This is a genomic window from Bradyrhizobium sp. 61 (genome assembly GCF_023073075.1).
In the GTDB taxonomy this organism is placed as follows: Bacteria; Pseudomonadota; Alphaproteobacteria; order Rhizobiales; family Xanthobacteraceae; genus Bradyrhizobium; species Bradyrhizobium barranii.
This window is the reverse complement of the sequence record NZ_JADPIU010000054.1, coordinates 15,304-32,086: the sequence shown is the minus strand read 5'-3', so window position 1 is coordinate 32,086 and position 16,783 is coordinate 15,304. Positions and strand designations below refer to the sequence as shown.

The 16,783-nt window shown below is 59.7% G+C and carries 21 protein-coding genes and 1 pseudogene; 5 read left to right on the top strand and 17 right to left on the bottom strand.

Features of this window, described 5'->3' with window-relative positions:
• Positions 1 to 291: 291 nt before the first annotated feature.
• Positions 292 to 540, bottom strand: coding sequence for a hypothetical protein (locus tag IVB46_RS19455; RefSeq protein ID WP_247301871.1), 249 nt, complete (start codon positions 538 to 540; stop codon positions 292 to 294).
• A 471-nt stretch (positions 541 to 1,011) separates the two neighbouring features.
• Here IVB46_RS19455 and IVB46_RS19450 point away from each other — a divergent pair, with 471 nt between their 5' ends.
• Positions 1,012 to 1,395, top strand: coding sequence for a helix-turn-helix domain-containing protein (locus tag IVB46_RS19450; RefSeq protein WP_247301873.1), 384 nt, complete (start codon positions 1,012 to 1,014; stop codon positions 1,393 to 1,395).
• A 21-nt stretch (positions 1,396 to 1,416) separates the two neighbouring features.
• Here the strand turns inward: IVB46_RS19450 and IVB46_RS19445 are convergent.
• Positions 1,417 to 1,792: pseudogene (locus IVB46_RS19445) on the bottom strand (transposase); the annotation flags it as partial.
• A 183-nt stretch (positions 1,793 to 1,975) separates the two neighbouring features.
• Between IVB46_RS19445 and IVB46_RS19440 the strand changes: the two are divergent.
• The 3 genes from IVB46_RS19440 to IVB46_RS19430 all read left to right on the top strand — a co-directional run bounded on the left by IVB46_RS19440 (position 1,976) and on the right by IVB46_RS19430 (position 4,250).
• On the top strand, positions 1,976 to 3,256 hold the full coding sequence (locus IVB46_RS19440; protein ID WP_247301875.1) for a DUF2336 domain-containing protein: 1,281 nt from the start codon (positions 1,976 to 1,978) through the stop codon (positions 3,254 to 3,256).
• A gap of 145 nt (positions 3,257 to 3,401) precedes the next feature.
• On the top strand, positions 3,402 to 3,803 hold the full coding sequence (locus tag IVB46_RS19435; protein WP_247301877.1) for a transposase: 402 nt from the start codon (positions 3,402 to 3,404) through the stop codon (positions 3,801 to 3,803).
• A 174-nt stretch (positions 3,804 to 3,977) separates the two neighbouring features.
• The gene (locus IVB46_RS19430; RefSeq protein ID WP_247301879.1) at positions 3,978 to 4,250 is read left to right on the top strand and encodes a hypothetical protein; all 273 of its coding nucleotides are present in this window, start codon (positions 3,978 to 3,980) and stop codon (positions 4,248 to 4,250) included.
• Positions 4,251 to 4,324: 74 nt separating this feature from the next.
• Here IVB46_RS19430 and IVB46_RS19425 read toward each other — a convergent pair whose 3' ends face one another.
• The 15 genes from IVB46_RS19425 to IVB46_RS19350 all read right to left on the bottom strand — a co-directional run bounded on the left by IVB46_RS19425 (position 4,325) and on the right by IVB46_RS19350 (position 15,918).
• The gene (locus tag IVB46_RS19425; protein ID WP_346016130.1) at positions 4,325 to 4,651 is read right to left on the bottom strand and encodes a WGR domain-containing protein; all 327 of its coding nucleotides are present in this window, start codon (positions 4,649 to 4,651) and stop codon (positions 4,325 to 4,327) included.
• Positions 4,652 to 5,774: 1,123 nt separating this feature from the next.
• Entirely contained in the window at positions 5,775 to 6,161 is a 387-nt protein-coding gene (locus IVB46_RS19415) for a copper-binding protein (RefSeq protein WP_247301886.1), read from the bottom strand.
• A gap of 238 nt (positions 6,162 to 6,399) precedes the next feature.
• Complete coding sequence (locus IVB46_RS19410) at positions 6,400 to 7,041, bottom strand: DUF1109 domain-containing protein (protein ID WP_247301889.1); 642 nt, start codon at positions 7,039 to 7,041, stop codon at positions 6,400 to 6,402.
• Between the two features lie 41 nt (positions 7,042 to 7,082).
• Positions 7,083 to 7,931: a trypsin-like serine protease gene (locus IVB46_RS19405; protein ID WP_247343277.1), complete on the bottom strand. Its 849-nt coding sequence runs from the start codon at positions 7,929 to 7,931 to the stop codon at positions 7,083 to 7,085.
• Positions 7,932 to 8,712: 781 nt separating this feature from the next.
• On the bottom strand, positions 8,713 to 9,396 hold the full coding sequence (locus IVB46_RS19400) for a c-type cytochrome (RefSeq protein ID WP_247343274.1): 684 nt from the start codon (positions 9,394 to 9,396) through the stop codon (positions 8,713 to 8,715).
• A 97-nt stretch (positions 9,397 to 9,493) separates the two neighbouring features.
• On the bottom strand, positions 9,494 to 10,030 hold the full coding sequence (locus IVB46_RS19395) for a hypothetical protein (protein ID WP_247301896.1): 537 nt from the start codon (positions 10,028 to 10,030) through the stop codon (positions 9,494 to 9,496).
• Positions 10,031 to 10,124: 94 nt separating this feature from the next.
• The gene (locus IVB46_RS19390) at positions 10,125 to 10,895 is read right to left on the bottom strand and encodes a DsbA family protein (protein ID WP_247343271.1); all 771 of its coding nucleotides are present in this window, start codon (positions 10,893 to 10,895) and stop codon (positions 10,125 to 10,127) included.
• A gap of 5 nt (positions 10,896 to 10,900) precedes the next feature.
• Positions 10,901 to 11,404 carry a copper chaperone PCu(A)C gene (locus IVB46_RS19385; protein WP_247301901.1) on the bottom strand — a complete coding sequence of 168 codons (504 nt, stop codon included), beginning with the start codon at positions 11,402 to 11,404 and terminating at the stop codon, positions 10,901 to 10,903.
• 12 nt (positions 11,405 to 11,416) lie between these two features.
• The gene (locus IVB46_RS19380) at positions 11,417 to 12,031 is read right to left on the bottom strand and encodes an SCO family protein (protein ID WP_247301902.1); all 615 of its coding nucleotides are present in this window, start codon (positions 12,029 to 12,031) and stop codon (positions 11,417 to 11,419) included.
• A 62-nt stretch (positions 12,032 to 12,093) separates the two neighbouring features.
• Positions 12,094 to 12,357, bottom strand: a complete 264-nt coding sequence (locus IVB46_RS19375; protein ID WP_247301904.1) for a hypothetical protein — start codon at positions 12,355 to 12,357, stop codon at positions 12,094 to 12,096.
• The gene (locus IVB46_RS19370) at positions 12,350 to 12,760 is read right to left on the bottom strand and encodes a hypothetical protein (protein ID WP_247301905.1); all 411 of its coding nucleotides are present in this window, start codon (positions 12,758 to 12,760) and stop codon (positions 12,350 to 12,352) included. The genes IVB46_RS19375 and IVB46_RS19370 overlap by 8 nt, the downstream gene beginning before the upstream one ends.
• Before the next feature lie 12 nt (positions 12,761 to 12,772).
• On the bottom strand, positions 12,773 to 13,486 hold the full coding sequence (locus tag IVB46_RS19365; protein WP_247301907.1) for a TlpA disulfide reductase family protein: 714 nt from the start codon (positions 13,484 to 13,486) through the stop codon (positions 12,773 to 12,775).
• A gap of 16 nt (positions 13,487 to 13,502) precedes the next feature.
• A complete protein-coding gene (locus tag IVB46_RS19360) occupies positions 13,503 to 13,949 on the bottom strand; it encodes a DUF411 domain-containing protein (RefSeq protein WP_247301910.1) in 447 nt (148 codons plus the stop codon).
• A gap of 18 nt (positions 13,950 to 13,967) precedes the next feature.
• Positions 13,968 to 15,422, bottom strand: coding sequence for a multicopper oxidase family protein (locus tag IVB46_RS19355; RefSeq protein ID WP_247301913.1), 1,455 nt, complete (start codon positions 15,420 to 15,422; stop codon positions 13,968 to 13,970).
• A 124-nt stretch (positions 15,423 to 15,546) separates the two neighbouring features.
• A complete protein-coding gene (locus tag IVB46_RS19350; RefSeq protein ID WP_247343268.1) occupies positions 15,547 to 15,918 on the bottom strand; it encodes a hypothetical protein in 372 nt (123 codons plus the stop codon).
• Between the two features lie 452 nt (positions 15,919 to 16,370).
• On the opposite strand from IVB46_RS19350, the gene IVB46_RS19345 reads away from it, so the two are divergent.
• Positions 16,371 to 16,745, top strand: coding sequence for a DUF2946 family protein (locus tag IVB46_RS19345; protein ID WP_247301918.1), 375 nt, complete (start codon positions 16,371 to 16,373; stop codon positions 16,743 to 16,745).
• Positions 16,746 to 16,783: the final 38 nt, after the last annotated feature.

Here is a 16,783-nt window from a genome sequence, read left to right as displayed (position 1 = left end):
AATTTACTGTTAGCTTGAACCGGCTTCTGCGGAACGGCCCCATTTGATGCCGTGATCCTGTTGGCTCTTGTCGTCGCCTGCGGGTGGTTCGTTTGGTTGCGGGGACGCCAGAGATTTAGGCGAGGCCAGTGATCCCGCGGTGCATCTCAAAAGGGCCGCCACAAAGGTGGCAGTCCCTGGCAAAGTCCGCTCAAAATGAAATGCCGCCAACCCCGGTGCTCTGGAAAATCCGAATCGACTTTTCTTGAGAATCAGACACTTCGGCTCCACTTATCGAGCACAAAAACATTGTCAGTCGCAGTTGATCTTGCCGCCAGGCACGACCCGACAGCGCTCAATAATCTTCTCAACTTCTGCTTCGGTCAAATACCCCTTTGCCTGCGCGATGCTTTCTACAGCCTTCTTAAAACCCGGGTGGTCGAACAATTCCCTCGACGCGGCGACAGGTCGCTGAGGAGCGAGGAGGTAAGAGAGAATTCCAAGGTTGGCGATCGTCGTCAGCAACACCAGAGTGACAACGAGTTTGATCCAATGTGGCATGTCATCTCCGACAATTGAATTCTACCGATACGCGCGGACAAATACCAGACGGTCGATGCTGCTGAACGCCAGTCGCCGCGGCGATTTGCGGCGCAGCCTTATGGCACAGGCAAATCACCTGCCCAATACAGATCACCTTCCCAATAGAAGGCGTACCCGCGACGTCAATTGGATCTGTCCTCATTCCGCCGAAGTTGCGGTGATCATTTCTCAATTCGCCTCGACGCCGCCGTAGCGAGGTAGGTAGACCGGACGGTGTTGCGTATCGAAGCCGGGCTCTTAAATTCCCGACGATACGGTCGCTGCAAATGCGGATAACAAACTCTCGTAGATTAACCCGCCATTAAATGGTGTCCCTCATGCTTCGGCGGCCGCTATTCGGACGCTGCGGCGGCAATTCTTTCTCGCATCAGTTGGTAGTTTGGCCAAGTTTCGTGTTGCAAGGGCGCGTTATGATTAGCAAGGTCGACCATGCTGGAACCTCGCTCTGAGACGAGTTCTGGATCATCCTCTGACCGCTACCGAGACATCGTCGCACAGCTGGACGAGATAGTTCAAAGTCTGCCGTGCTCTCATTTTTACAGCAGCGATTTGGCTCGCCGCATTGGAACATCCGTCCGAACCTTGCAGATCGCGTCACAGTCCGTCAACGGCGTGAGCCTGCACTGCTACCTGCGCCTGAAAAAGCTATCAGCGGTTCGCGACCAGCTCTCGGCGGGACAATCAAGCGTGAAAGCCACCGCACTTGCCAACGGCTTCTGGCACCTGGGCGACTTTTCGCGCCTATACGCCAGGACATTTGGGGAGATGCCGTCCGAAACTCTCGCCCGCGCTAAGCGCGTGAGCGAGCCTTAACCACTGACCGATCTCACTTCCACGGATGTCCTTCTCGATGGCATAGAACTCGGCGATATGCCCGAGCGCCTCGGTCGCAATAGGCGCGGGACCGGGGGTGGCAAGTTCGTAGAAGTTACGCCGCATATGTGATCAGCAGAATGCAAGCCGAACGTCGCCACGCTCGGCGAGCTTGCCATAGCCGGCATAGCCGTCGACCTGCAGGAGCCCGCTGAAGCCTGCGAGATGGGCGATTGGTCGGTCGGCTTTGCGATCAGGGGCATAGACATAGGCGACGCCCGGCGGTTCGGCACCGCCCCATGGCCTGTCGTCCGCTGCATAGGCCCAGAGCTGACCCTTTGGCGCGCCCGCGGCCGGGATCGAGCACCGGCATCGTCGTCTCGTCGCCGAACAGCTTTGGCCGTTGCCTTCGCAGGGCCCTGAAGCGCGTAAAATTTGAGCGGCTCGATTGGGCGGACCTTAACGCAGAGCTAAGGCACAAGCGCGAGATTTACCGGTCGTTCAACCCGGAGATGGTGTGATGGTCTCGCTGACTTAAGCTCTTTGTCTTTTTTAGACTTTTTCGAGCTGCGAGCGCGTCATGGCTGACACCGCGTCTTTATTGATCGAGTTGGAAGAGGCCGTTGCCAAAGGAAATCCCGAGAGTTGTCTTCGGGCGTTGTGGCATGCGACCGATGTGCTGATTGCCGGTACCTACTCCGAGGACCAGATCTGGACCTTCGGCGAGATCATTGGTCGCCTCGCCCAGGAGATTGAGACGACAGCTCGTGCCCGATTGGCAGGAAAGCTCGCCTCCAGCACCAATGCACCCTACCAGCTGGCCCGCAAGTTCGCCTCCGATGACCGCATCGAGGTCGCCTGGCCGATCCTCAAGCGGTCGGAGCGCCTCGATACTGAGACGCTGATCGCTTGTGCTAGGACGAAGAGTCAGCAGCATCTGCTTGCGATCTCCAAGCGAAGGTCGGTCCCGGAATCGGTCACCGATGTCCTCGTCGTCCGTGGTTCCAACGAGGTCGTGAGCTCGGTCGCAGCAAATAACGGGGCGAATTTTTCGAGTTCCGGATTTTTACACCTGGTGCGGCGTTCGGAAGGGGATTCGATCCTCGCGGAATCTGTGGGATTGCGAAAAGATATTCCGCGGCACCTGTTTCATCAGCTGATCGCCAAAGCCTCCGAAGAAGTGCGGCAAAAACTCGAACGGGAGCGTCCCGATATCGGGCCGCAGATCCATCAGGTCGTCGTTGACGTCACCGGCGCAATCCACGCCAGGTTCGGTCCGGCCTCCAAGGACTATTTCGCTGCCAAGCGGACAGTGGCAAAGCTGCACGAGCGAGGCGAGCTGACCGAGGACAAGGTCTTCGAATTTGCCCACTCGCTCAAGTTCAACGAAACGGCTGTAGCTCTATCTTTGCTGTGCCAACTGCCGATCGACATCGTGGAACGAGCACTGATCGAAAAAGATCGAGAGCCGATCTTGATCCTGGCCAAATCGCTGGAGTTCTCATGGCCATCTACGATGGCGCTGCTGTTCTTGGGGGCGCCAAGCTACAAGATCACGGCCGGTGACCTCGAGCGATCGATGCACGATTTCTATCGGCTAGACGAGCACGCCGCGCATTTCGCCGAACGTGATCTTGAGCGGGCGGCCGGGGCGTGCGTAGGCGTGGGGCGGCGGGTAGGGCGGGCATGCCTCCATCGAACCGCAGCGCGAGCGAGAGTCAGGTTGTCGATTACTGGTAGCTCAGAACTCGCGCGAGCTACTGCGTATCCTGCCGTTCGCGCTGGCGGCCGTCGTGCTAAGCGTTTTCCTAAGCGACCGATGCCGCCGGTCTACAATCTCAAGCCGGACTGCCGCTCGTAAGGTCGGCGGTTTTTATCGATGGGCGCAAAACCGCACTTTTCGCGCGGCGAAGTGCACCGTACGTATCCGACGAGCGCCGTCTTGTCTGACGCAGGGTATTTCGCGAAGCGTGTGACCTTAAGTCTAGCTTTAAGGTCATCAGGCGATGCGGGTCGAGGTTTTGGGCGGGCTGGAGCGGCGGCGGCGCTGGTCGCAGGATGACAAGGCGCGGATCGTCGAGGAGACGTTGGCGCCGGGGGCGAAGGTGACGGAGGTTGCGCGCCGCAACGGCGTTGCGGCGAGCGTGGTGTTCACCTGGCGACGACAGGCACGGACGGCCGAACGGGGCGTGCCATGTTTTGCGCCGGTGCAGATTGCCTCGGCGGTAGCAACGGGCGAAGAAAATTCGAAACCTCCGTCCGAAGATGATCGCCGGATACGGCAGTTACCGGCCGCCCGGAACGGACTGATCGAGATCGATCTTGGCAACCGGCGACGCATCCGGGTGGATGCTCACGTTGACCCGGAAGCGCTGGCGCGGGTCCTCGACGTGCTGGAGCGCCGATGATTGCCATACCGGGCAATGTGCGGGTGTGGCTCGCGACCGGCCATACCGATATGCGCCGCGGATTCCCAAGCCTTGCGCGTCTGGTTCAGGAGAGCTTGAAGCGGGATCCGCACGCTGGTGATCTCTACGTTTTTAGGGGCCGAGTGGCGCGGCCAACGCGATCCGCGACGTAGCGTGGACGGCTACGCCGAGACCTGGGGCAGGCTGACCGCAAAACTAGCTATCGCGCGCAAAGATCAGATCGCGCTGATCGACGACGGCACGGCCGCGGACGAGCAGGGCAGGATCGATCTCTATTTCCGATGGGGCCCAGCAAACAGAAACTCGATGCCGCCGAGATCTTTTGCCACTAGCCGTATCGCCGGATCCGCACATCGTTGCATAGCACTTCTGGATCATCTTTTCTGTTATGGAACCAAGCAGTACTATCATATTGGAAACGATTAGCTATTCACGTTCGCATAATATTGATTATGGAATACTTTTGCACTTCTTGGAATACGGGTGGATATGATTTCTGATTACTTTGATATACTTGCGCTGGCATTTTGTCCAGATCGGCCAGCTTGCGGCGTGTTGCACACTGGCTCCGCGCACAGAAAGTGCCGCTGGACGTAACCACGACGGGTTTTTCGCCTGAGCCAGGACTCAAGAGCCTCGACGGCCTGCACGTGACCATCGAACAGATCGAGCCGCCGTCGGCCGCGCCCACCGAGACGGCCCCATTCGCGCACTAATGCTGTATCGCCAAACAGCGTCGGCTCGATCGCGAGCACATAGAACCGCGCCATGTTGCGGGCCGGATCGCGCCGCTCGAGCACGAGATATTGCACGGTGAGTTCGGACATGCGCCAGAATCGCAATTCCCGAATCGACCGTCCAATTAAATAAATGAATCCATCAGGGCCAACGATTCAAAAATTTGATGCAGGCTACGAGACAGCAGAGGTTAGGCGATAGCCGGCTGAGCCGAAGCAAGCTCCGGGCTCGCTGAGTGACGGCCTACTACTGGAGATGTCGTCTGAACAAGTTGCACGCCGATCAAAGGGGTCCCTTTTGGATGCCGCTAGGGGGTCCCAGTCGAACGCCGATTGACAGGCGGTCAGGATCGGCGTCGGGGATTTAGGCATGATTCCTTCGACCAATGAACGGCCGGCTATTCCTCGCACAGGCAGGCGGGTACGTTGACATGTCGATGATGCGGATTCGGTGGAAAATCCGACCCGGAATTACGCTAAGCGACAGTGGACGTGGCGTGCATGCAGTCTCACTAAGTTGCGGCGGTCAAACTGCAACCGGAGTTCGACCGCGTTCGAAGACGAAGTCGCGATACCCCGCCTGTATTGCGGCAGTGCAATACTCCCGGTACTTGGGGAAGCCACCCGTGAAGAGCATAGTCCCTGAGCCTTATCCTTGACGTTGGTGCCAACATACCAGGTCTCTGCCTACGGGATTCTGACCTTCGAACAGGCCATGAGAACGGCTCGGGAAGCCGTAGCTCGAGCCAGAAGCCGCGTCGCAGGCGGCGGGCTCGGCTCCTACCGTGCGATCGGCCGTTGAATCCTACGTCAAGGAACGCGACGCTCGAGAAAGACGCCGAACAGGTCGCGACGTCTGATCCGACGCCGGTACCAAGCTGCGGCGCTACGTTCTTGGTCAAGAAAAGCGCGGCAATCAGGAAGCCGTGAAAGCTGCTCCTCTCGCATCAGTGCATCTGCATGCCTTGAAAAAAGACGACTTGATAACGTGGCGTGAGGGTTTGGGAGCGCTGCCTCCATACCGGGCGATCCGGTAGGCATACGCGAACTGCCAGTCCAGTGGCGGTCGGCCTCTCCTTAGGCGCCACACCGCCACAGTAGGAACATACCCTCTGACGCGTACCCGTCGGCGGCTTGGCAACCGCCAGATCCGCTGCCGTCAGACTCAAGCCATTCGCGCCTGACTACACGCGAAGTAAGCACATCCTTCTCTTCACTTTGCAGCAGCGATCGACTCGACCGTGTAGGACCCGCCCGAGCCGCTGAGAGTGAAATCAACCTTGTCGCCAGTCTTCACCTTGGAGAGATCAACCGACGGCGCGACAGCGAACTCCATCTTCATCTGCGGCCATTTGATGGCAGGAATTGGCCCATGGTCGAGGATGACTTTGCGATCGGCCGCGTTGAGGGCGGTGACCTTTCCCGTCCCTTTGGCGGGTGTCGGCGTCATTTGCTTGGAAGTTTCCATGCCGCGCATGTCCTTCATTCCCTGCGCAAGCGCTTCGTTCGCGCCTAACAGCGCGGTGCCCAATCCAAGTAACAATGCCGATGCACCAAGCACTGCGCGCCGTGTTTCCAAGGTGTGGCGTAAAACGAACATTAATCCTCCTTTGTTTCCGGTTGGGACCATTTACCAACGAGACGAACAGGATAGTCAGCCCTCTGCTCCGTAGTGATCTAACCCGGCAAATACGGCGCAGCAATTCGGCGCTCTACCTGCGAATACACGTCTCTCAGTAAAGTTCGCTGAAATTGCCAACTCGGTTACAGAATCACGAAACCCTGAACGTAACGCACGATCATTAGGGCTGACGAGGCGCTTCGACAGCGACCAGCAGTCACCAGCGCAGCAACCTTGGGCCGAGCCTTGCTCCGAGCAATGCGCAGATGCCGATCGGCACGCCATACCAGATAGCTACGGCGGGAATCCAATGGTCCACACAGGGGAGCGCGCAGGCCGTTGCACCCAAACCGGCCGCAACGAGGCCGGCGATTTCGCCGGCAGATGGCAGGTCGGTCGGCGCCCCGAGCCGCAGGGCCCACACGAGAGCCATGAACGGCGCGATTGCAAGCAGAGGAATCGTAAGGAGGCACCTGATCGAGTGTTCTTCAAAGATCATGCCAGACCACTCGGTCACAGAGACCGGTGCCAGCGCGGAGACCGCGACTGCGACAATCGCAATAAAGGGAACGAAGACGAGCGCTGGGGAATTCCGCACACCTGCGCGAGGACGGGCCAGCTTTGGTAGAATGGTTGCCGCTGTCGCAGCGACACCAACTCCAAACAACAGTTTGCCCACGAAAACATCCGGGTGTGGACGGCTGAGCAAATTGGGAATGGCCCCGAACACTGCGAACATCATCGAGAGCGCCGCCATCGCGCCGATCGTCAATGCACTCAACAGAGCGCGGCTGATACGGGTCCGATCGACCGGCTTTAGCTCTGCCACCAACGATTCGATTAATTGATCTGTGCGCATGGCCATCACCCTCAAGAAAGTGACATTGTTCGGCGGACTAATTAGTAATCTGCGGAATTGACCGTCGTGACTGACTCCGTGTTAAGCTGCCGAGAGAGAGCCAGTGCCGCTTTCATAAACATCCATGAACCGATTGCCTGGTTGCCGGCGAACCTCGCTATGTGCCCGCTTTGATCACCTTCGAAAATCGAAGCGGCCTGGATGCCGATAATGGCGTAGCCGTGCTCCTCGCGCACCAGTAGTGGCGCTCCGGAGGAACCCCGCCCTGCCGTGCAGTTGTGGATCAGGGTATCCCAAACCAATTCGCGAACCGCGCAGGCCGTATCGACGCTGAGAGCCTCGGCGTGCGCTACATCGTCGGTGTAGGCAGGCAGCTGGAGTTGCAGTCCGGCTAACTCCAAGGTCCCGATCGAGTAGCGGCTGAGAACAAAGGGTTGAACGCCTGACGGCGCCCTGTCCAGAACCAGTATCGCCCAATCTCTCGCCGCGTCGCGGACAGTTTCGTGGCCTACGTTTTGCCTCGATCCGACAGCCCTGACGGTTGCATCAAACTTCGCGCTATTGCTACCGACCTGATAGCCAGGCTGAAATGTGAAATTCGACCGTCCGATCGTCCCATCTCTCTCCATGATGCAGTGCGCAGCGGTCACGATGATCCGCGGATCAAGGATCATCGCTGCCGTACAGGTCATCGTGCCCTTGAATTTTCCGATCGCCGAGTATGGCGCGAACCGCGCATCGACGATCTGACGGTGACTGCCGTCGGATAGCGAAACCGATGTCTTGTCGGCCGGCGCTGTGAGTCGCAGGCTGACGCCTGAGGGCAGTTCCAGCCACATGACTGGGAGCAAGATTGCGAGGCATCCGAACAAACTTTGTACCGTAACCATTTTTTCCTCCGCGCTCCGGTCGCGTCGCGCCAACGAATGGTGTTGGAGGCTCGGCTTCAGTTGCCGATCTGCGGCGCGCGCTTTCGGGATAGCGGCGGGTCAGCTGCCGTGAATGCGTGACAACCGGCTACGTCATCCACGGCAAGCACGTGCCAGCCGCAAACGTCCGGCCTGACACGCACGGATCGGCGACGGTCGCAAAGGCGACCGCTCAGCTGAGCGAGATGCGCTTTGGAGGATGCGGATCAGGCGGAATGCCATGATCCCGGAGAACATGGACAGCGGGTGCGCCTGAGGATTGGTGAGGAAAAGGCGCTGAAACGATTGCGAGAGGTCCGAGAACACTGCCCGGACCACAATATGCACTGCACGCGACGCCGACGGCGCCACAAACCATCCAAACGCAGCCGCAGCACTTCCTCGGTAAGCGCTGTGCAGCGGTCGAAGCTGCGGATTGTACTGAAGTTGTAACCGCTCCAGGCAGTTCACTTACGCGTTCACTCGGCCGCGCGGATGCCGGCAACGAAAATGCCAACGTCAACACAAGCACCGAGATTAGGCGCGCGGGGATCTGCATGGCACCACAATATCAGAATCGTTGGACCAAGCGCCATCGGATTGTGAATCCCACTCGGACAGATCAGAGAATGCTGCGGCGCACTCTTTTGCCTTGGGGCCACCGTTGTGGGCGGGCGCGTAGGCCTCTGCTGCAGCGAAGCGAACCACGTGCTCGATGGCGCGGCGACTCGTCGTTCCCCTTGAGCCCGCGGACTGGTAGCGATCAACACTGCGGCTTGATGAAGCCGCTGATCTCCTCCGGTGTAGCAAAGACCACGTCGGCACGATCACCCATCATTCCGGCTCCGACCAGAGCAGGCGCCCCCTTCTCCGGACCGACGTTGCTGCCATCGACCTTCAGACGCAGATTGCGTTCCCAGAATGGGCGCGTCTTGCCGTCAGCCGTCGTCACGCGAAACGTATCGCGGCAGTACGTAACGGCGCGTACTTGTTGCTCCGGCCCGACGGTCTTGAGATCGACCTCGCCGCCTCCCATCATTCCGCCCATCGGCATCGACCCGTGGCCCGGTTGCGTCGCCTGCTTGAGAAACGCCAACAGATCGGTTCGCTGTTGATCGTTCTTGATTCCCTCGAACGTCATGTCATTGCCGGGCACGAGGTGCTGCGGATCCATGATCCAGTCATTGAGCGTCTTGTCATTCCAGACGACTCCCGACGCCTGCAGCGCGGACGAGTAACGCGGAAAGCTCGGCAAGCTGCCGGCCTTGCGGCCCCAGAGCCCGGACAAGCTGGGGCCAGTCATACTTCGGTTCGGCTCCAGCGAGTGGCACGCTGCACAGGCACCGAAGACCCGCCGACCTTGGTTGGCATCCGGCGCGGACCAGGCAGGCACAAGCGCCGCCAGTATGCCGGCCACGGCCAGTCCCGTCCCCATGCGCCATTTCATCTCATGCGTCTCCTTAACCCGAGGGGCCGGATAGTCGCCGTCGTCCGCGCTCAAGTCCGCGCTTAGCACTGCCGGACTGCTGATCCCGTGAGCGCGATCAATCTTCGTATGCTATTGCGCCGCTGCGTCGGTCGACTTTCAGTCGTTGTACGAGCGAGTTGTCGACCGTAACGATGTCTGCAGTAATCGTCCCCTCGCCGCTGTTGATGTCTCCGATTTTCAACCGCTTGTTGTTGAGACGCTCAAGCCGCGAGGACAGATATGCGCGCACGTCATCGACCGACAGATTCATCATTGGTGTCACGCGCGACCCAAACAGTCCTCCGCCTCCTTCCTCGCCCATCCTGCCCATGCCCATCATGCCCGAACCCATCATTCCAGAGCCCATCGTCCCGTCCTGCATCATGCCGGAGCGCATCATCGGGCACATCATGCCGCCCATATCGCCACGCATCGCGTGGTGGTCGTTCCGCTGCTGGTCCATTCCTTCTCTCATCATGCCCTGACCCATGCCACCCTGCATCATGCCCGAGCACATTCCATCATGCATGTCCTGCGCGGCCGCCATCCCAGGCAAACCCGCTGCCGTCGCGACGGCGACAATCGACGCCAGGAGAAACATTCTTTCACGCATATCCCTCCTCCATTCCTTCCACTCGCTGCACACAACTTTGGCCCAGCCCCGCTCGGTCACTTCGTCCCTTGCTTGCTGCTCCGCGCTTTCCCGATCAAGGCTTGCAAGCCTTCAAATCCATTGCCCCGGTCTTGACCTCGTTGGCGGTTACAAAGACGGGCGTGCCGTTGATCTGCAAAGTCTGGGCGAGCTTCAGATTCTTCGCCAGCATCGCGTTGATCGCGGCATCCTGCATGTTCGATTTCAAGCGGCTGACATCGAGGCCGACGCTGGCTGCGACTTCGATGACCTTGGCTTCATCGATCTGTCCGCGGACCTGATAGAGCGCACGGTGGAAGGCGACGTACTTGCCCTGCTTGTTGGCCGCGAGCGCCGCCTTGGCGGCAAATACCGAATCTTGCCCGAGAATCGGAAATTCCTTGTAGACGATGCGGAGCTGCGGGTCGGCCGCCTCAGCTTTCGCCATTACCGGCGTCATTGCCCGGCAGTACGGACAGTTGTAATCGAAGAACTCGACCAGCGTGACATTGCCGTTGGGGTTGCCTCCTACCGGACTGTCCGGATCCTGGAACACCTCGGCCTCATGCGATTTCAGCGCCGCTTCCGCCGCCGCCTGCAGCTCGCCTTGCTTCGCCTCCAGGCGACTGAGCGCTTCGCCGACGACCTCCGGATAAGCGAGCAGATAGTTTCGGACCCGCTGTTCGAATTCGTCCTGCGGGATCTGGCTTTGCTGGCCCTCGGCGGCAACGGTGACCCGTCCCATATGCAAGCTGGGCAAGTCTGCCAACCACACCCCAACGATAATGGCGGTGGTGGCCAAGCATGGCACCAGGACGCGCAGGTTCTTTAGCAGGCGGATCGACATTCTTTCTATTTTCCCATTGAAGAGCCGGGCGGCATCGCCCCCATGTTTCCATGCTTCATGGCGCCCACATTTCCGATTGAAGCTGTTACGGCGACATTGCCGGCTTTTTCGAATTGCAGCGTGAGCGGCAGGTTTTGGCCTTCTTTCAATGGCTGCTTGAGACCAACCATCATCATGTGCATCTCGCCCGGCTTGAAAGTGACCTTCGCTCCGGGTTGAACTTCAACGCTGGGTACCTCTCGCATGCGCGACACACCGCTCTCTTCAGTCTCTTTGTGAAATTCGACCTTGTCGGCCAATGGCGTCGTTGCACCCAGCAGTCGGTCTGGTGTGGCACCATTGTTCATCACCGTCAGATAAGCTGCGCCGGTCTTCGCCCCCGGCGGCGTGGCTCGCGCCCAAGGCTGTTCCACCACGATTGAGTTGGCCGCCGGCGTCTGCGCCTGGCTTGCGCCGCCGATTCCAAACGCCAGAAGCACCACAGCGACCTGATAAGATACACGTTTCATGTGAAGACCCTTTCATCGACCGGCATCGGCCATCTCCTTGCGTAACCGGAGAGCGATCTCGTCGCCGAGTTCCTCTGCGTGAATGACGTTCGCGAAACGACCTTGCGGGCCCATCAGATAGATGTATGAGCTGTGAGTAATGAGATAGTCATCTCCACCACGCTCTGGTTTATCGCGTGAGACGTAGAGGCGGTATTCCTTGATCACGCTGTCGATCTGCTCTTTCGTCCCGGTCAGGCCGATGATTCGTGAATCGAACGCCGTCAGATATTTGGCCATCGTTTCACGCGTGTCTCGGTTCGGATCGACGGTGATAAACAACGGCTGCAGATCGTTCGCTTGCGAGCCGAGCTTTTCGAGCGCCACGCTCATGCTGTTAAGAGCGGTCGGGCAGGCATCGGGGCAATAGGTGTAACCGAAGTAGATGAGCACCCACTTGCCTCGAAACGTTTTATCGCTCACGGTTTCTCCGTTGGTCGCGACCAACGTGAATGGTCCTCCGATCGCAGCCGTTCCTAACCTTGTGATTTTCGGTTCCGGAAGCTCGATCATCAGAGACGTACTCAGGAAGACGGAAGCTGCCAGCGCGAGCAGAACAACGATCGCAACTCCAAGCTTGACGATCATGGTGCAGCTCCTAATTCAACGATCACGCTGCAGCCAGTTTGATGCCACAGCCTGACAGGTCGTCATTCGCGGCGATCCGGTGTCGAGCGCCGGTCCCCGCGCCACTGCTCATTCGGATGGCCGCTGGGCGAGCCACCCTGCATCATCGCGCCGCAGCCCTGCATCATGCCCCTCATCGAGCGCATCATGCCGGCACCTCCCATCTCGCCCATCATTCCGCCGCGCTGGCTCGGTGAAGATCCAGGATCGGCAAAGACTGCGCCGGCGGCACTAGTTAGGGCCAGAAGCGTGATCGCAAGTATTATCGAGCCAACGGGCTTATGCATTGTTCTTCTCCCTCGATTGCATGGCGGGTTCTTCGCCAAACCGATGATCGCCTCCCGAGCAGCAGCCTTCGGCAGGCGGCCTCTGAGCTGGCGCTCCAATATGTACGTCTGAGGCGCCCACGGCCGACAACTCGTCTACCGAGTTCGCGCCGGTGCGGCCTCCGAATTTGTGCATGCATAGTCCGAGGCCACACATCAGAAGACATGGCAACGTGCTAACAAGGACCGATACCGCTCCGACCGCCACCAACCAGCGCCAATTCAGTGCTGCGACGCCGGCAAGAGCCGCGGCAATCAACATCGCAACGATCAAGAGCAGTCGGCGGCTTGCCAGCGGGCGGACAATGTCGAGCTTAGCCTTTCGCGGAACGCTGCTTGCCTTCACCGGTTCAATTGCGGTCATCTGTCTCTCCTTTCATCTGCTGAGCAGGGCTCTCAGCCATCCAAGCCAGCGCTGCAGAGGACCGGACGCGCTCTTACCCGTTTCAACCACTAGAGACTCACGCTTCCCCGCAATGCTGTTGGTCTCGCGCGGTTCGGCGATCAGTGGTTGAAGAAATTGCACCATTTCGGCCGAATCCCATTCGGCCGGTCCGGTTATTCGGCCAACCTCCTGACCGTCACGGTTGATGACGAGGGTGGTCGGCAGGCCGATGGCGCCAACTGCGCGCAGGACCTGACCGGATTTGTCAACGTATAGCGGAAGCTTCTGAACAGCGGTCTCGTCGTAGAACTTGCGGATCGTATCGATGCCGCCGCGATCGATCGAAACTGGAACAACCTGAAAATCAGGACCGCCAAGCTGAGCCTGCAGCCGGTCTAGAGCTGGCATTTCGCGGCGGCAAGGCACGCACCATGTCGCCCAGATGTTGAGTACGATGACCCTGTCTTTGAAATCGATCAGACTACGCGTTTGTCCCCGCTCGTCCTCGAACTGAATGGCGGTGAGCGGTCGTGGAGAACTGTGTAGGACAAGATTGCCCCGATGCTCTTCGGCGGCGGCCCATGCGCCACCGAGCACGACGAGAAGCACTGCTGATGCTGCGGTCGCGATAACCACCGAGGGCCATCGCACGCCGGCTATCATCACCGCTGAATCCTCTTCACCAGTTCTACGTTGAACGAACACCTCTTTGGCCTCCCATTCAGACCGATGCGTAAACCGTTGGCGCCTTGCCATCCTTCGTGACGGCATAGACCACGAAGGGCTTCGTCTTCTGGCCGACCATCCCTGGCGAACCCGTCGGCATGCCGGGCAATGTGATGCCCGCGATCGGCGGCCGTTCCTTCAACATCTTTCGCACTACCTCGACCGGCACATGGCCATCGACGACGTAGCCGCCGACGAACATCGTGTGACATCCCTGATATTTTTCAGGGATGCCTGAGTTTTCGCTGATTTGATTGAGGTCATTGGTTGGTTTCACCTCGACGTCGAAGCCGTTATTGCGCAGATATGCCGCGTAGCCCTCGCAGCAGGTGCATTGTGGGTTCTTGTAAAGCGTCGCGTGGATCGGCTCCGCCGCGAAGGCGGGAAGCGAAGGAGTGATAGCAGCAAGCAGGCAACCGAGGCAGAAGGTTCGTCGTCTCATTGAAACTCTCCTTAAGGTTCAAGCGATTCGAAGGATGGCCATCATCCCTGAAACCTGGTGATCGGTGACGTGGCAGTGCAACATCCAGTCGCCGGGATTGCTAGCCACAAATGCAACCTCGGCAGTTTCCTTTGGCGGCATAAGAATGGTGTCCGCCCATTGCCGATGCGGCACCGATATGCCGTTCCGGCTAAGCACACGAAAGCTGTGGCCGTGCAGGTGCATCGGATGCCACCATGCGGTGTCATTGCGGAGCGCCAGGACGTAGCTTCGGTCGCGTTGAAGCGTCAGCAGCGGCTTCATTCCGGCGTGGCCGTCACCAGTCATCGACATGCCGTTGATCGCCCACGTCGCATGGGACATGTCGGACATTCCGTTCATGCCTCCCATCATGCCCATACCTCCCATTCCAGCCATGGCGCCGCCGCCCATCATGCCACCCTGAAGGTGCAGTTCATGGTGCTGCGCTGTTGCCAGGTCCGGCTCCGGCACTGGATTGCGCGGCAAAGCGAGCGGCGGATCGAGCGAATGCGCGCGGAGAGGCGGCGCGTTGTCATAGGCGAGGTGCGTCAGCCAATACGATAGCTGGTCGTAGAAATCATCGATGACCCGGTAGCGCTTGCCCGGCTCGCCATGCATGTCGAGCGCGAGATCGATGCGCATCGCAGGGCCCAGGAATAGACGACCTCCATCGGGCTCGTGCGGATCGCAGGGCTGCCCGTCGACCGCAAGAATCACAGGGCGATGACCCTCGAACCGAAGCGCCATGATCCGCGCCAAGGAGGCATTGACGAGCCGCAAACGGACGCGTTCGCCGGCCCGCACCGGCTCCTCCTCGGACAATCTTCCGTTCAGGGTGACCGTGTTGCCGACACGTCCCGACATCGCCGCATCCATGCTGTTGCCGAAGCCGGATGCGATCTGTGCATCACTGGTGAGCCGCCAGTCCCCCAGTACCCACAGCACGTCCCGATCGACTGGGACAGGCTGCGGTTCATCGACGATCAGCGCGCCGGCTAGGCCGCGCCCAAGCTGCTGCAAGCTGTCGGCGTGCGGGTGGTACCAGAACGTGCCCGCATCGGGCGGCGTGAATTCGTAGCTGAAGCGTTCGCCCGGCTTGATCGGCGGTTGGGAAATTCCCGGCACGCCATCCATCGCGATCGGCAACCTGATGCCGTGCCAGTGTACGGTCGTGCCCTCGCTTAGGCCGTTTTCGACGACAACGCGGACGGGCTCGCCCTGTCGCGCGCGTAGCGTGGGGCCTGGCACGCGGCCGCCATAGCACCAGACGTTTGTGTCGGGGTGAGGTTTGCCAACCAATGATATGCGGCCAGGTGCTGCGGTGAGCGCGAACTGTTGGCTCGCATCCACATTATCGGCCCGCACACCACGAACCATTCCGCTCGCAAAAAGGCCCGCCGCGCCGGCGAGGAACGCGCGGCGGCTGGTTGCCCGAGGAAGTAAAATTGACATCGATGACCATCCTGTGTCGCAGGGTCGAGGGACGACGCAACGCGTCGCGCTCGAACAGCGGGCGCGCGGTGCGATGCTTCACCTGCACACACGCACCTCGACGCTATCGCAGATGCGATGCGCCTTAGCTCAGGATGATCGTTCTGGGTGGATGGAGTTCGGGACGATCAACGTGGCTGATCCCGTCTGGTCCGGAAACCGGTTTCAGCGTTTCGGCGGGTCCAGCGAGGAGAATCGCCGGCGCCGTGGGGAGCGCGATCACTGCACTGCAAAACGCGGAACAAACGGCCGGCGCGACACCCTGCTCGTCACCGATGCACCCCTTGCACTTGCCGGGCATCGGCGCATTCACAGGCATCGACGTATCCATCAGCGCAGCGGTCATGCTGGACTTTAGGGACATATTGGGGAGGCCGACGCCATGCGTCGTCAGGCCCACGGCCAAGACCATGGCCATCATCAAAGCTGCAATCTTCCGAATGCGCTGCGACGTCATGGTATCATGATATCCCCCGGCTGAGGGCATTGCCAGCCGGGTTAACGATCTGCTTGCGATTAGGCATCAAAGGTGTGTCACGAGTCCGTGAGGATCCGCCGGCGCAGGCTATGACTTTCTGACACCTTTCCCTGTCGGGCCTGACGGATTCGCGATCCAGGTCCTCACAAACCTTCCAGCCGGATAAACGCGGTCGAAGGTAACACTCTAGCCAGTGCACATTGTGTTGTGAGGTCGACGGTTAGCCGTCCAACTGAACTCATGTCGTGTATGGCCCCGTCCGGATCACCGTGTAGTTGGCCAATCTCAGCAGGAGCGGCGAACGCGTCCCCCGCGATCCGCAGCAGCTGACCTGGCCAGTTCATGCCATTTGTGGCCACAAGTAGCGGTGGCGTCGCAAGGAACTCGACTCTCGACTTACCCTAGTGATAGCGTCAAGCTCGGGTGGGCCGATGCGTAGACGGTTACAGGAATTTCTTCCAATCGTTCTGGTGGCGCTGACGGTGCAGATCCTGGCGCCGATCGCCGCGTGCTGGGCCGCCGCAATTGCGATTGCTGATCCGCTCGTGTCCGCCGCCATTTGTCACGATAGTAGCACTAGCCTTGGACGGAGCGATCAAGCCGGCGGGCGGCCTGCGCATGATGGCACCTTCGCGACGTGTTGTGTGATGCATGCGGGGGCGTGGGTCGATACGCCGAAGTACGTGGCAGACATCACCCTCGCTCGTTGGCCGGGACGCATTGTCTGGCAAGATACGGCGTCACTGCTTTCGCCATCCCGCGTCGGCTCCAACACCCAGGTGCGCGCGCCTCCTCGTTTGACGTGAGCTTGGCGGCCGTCGGCCGCCGCATTTGCATGTCAATC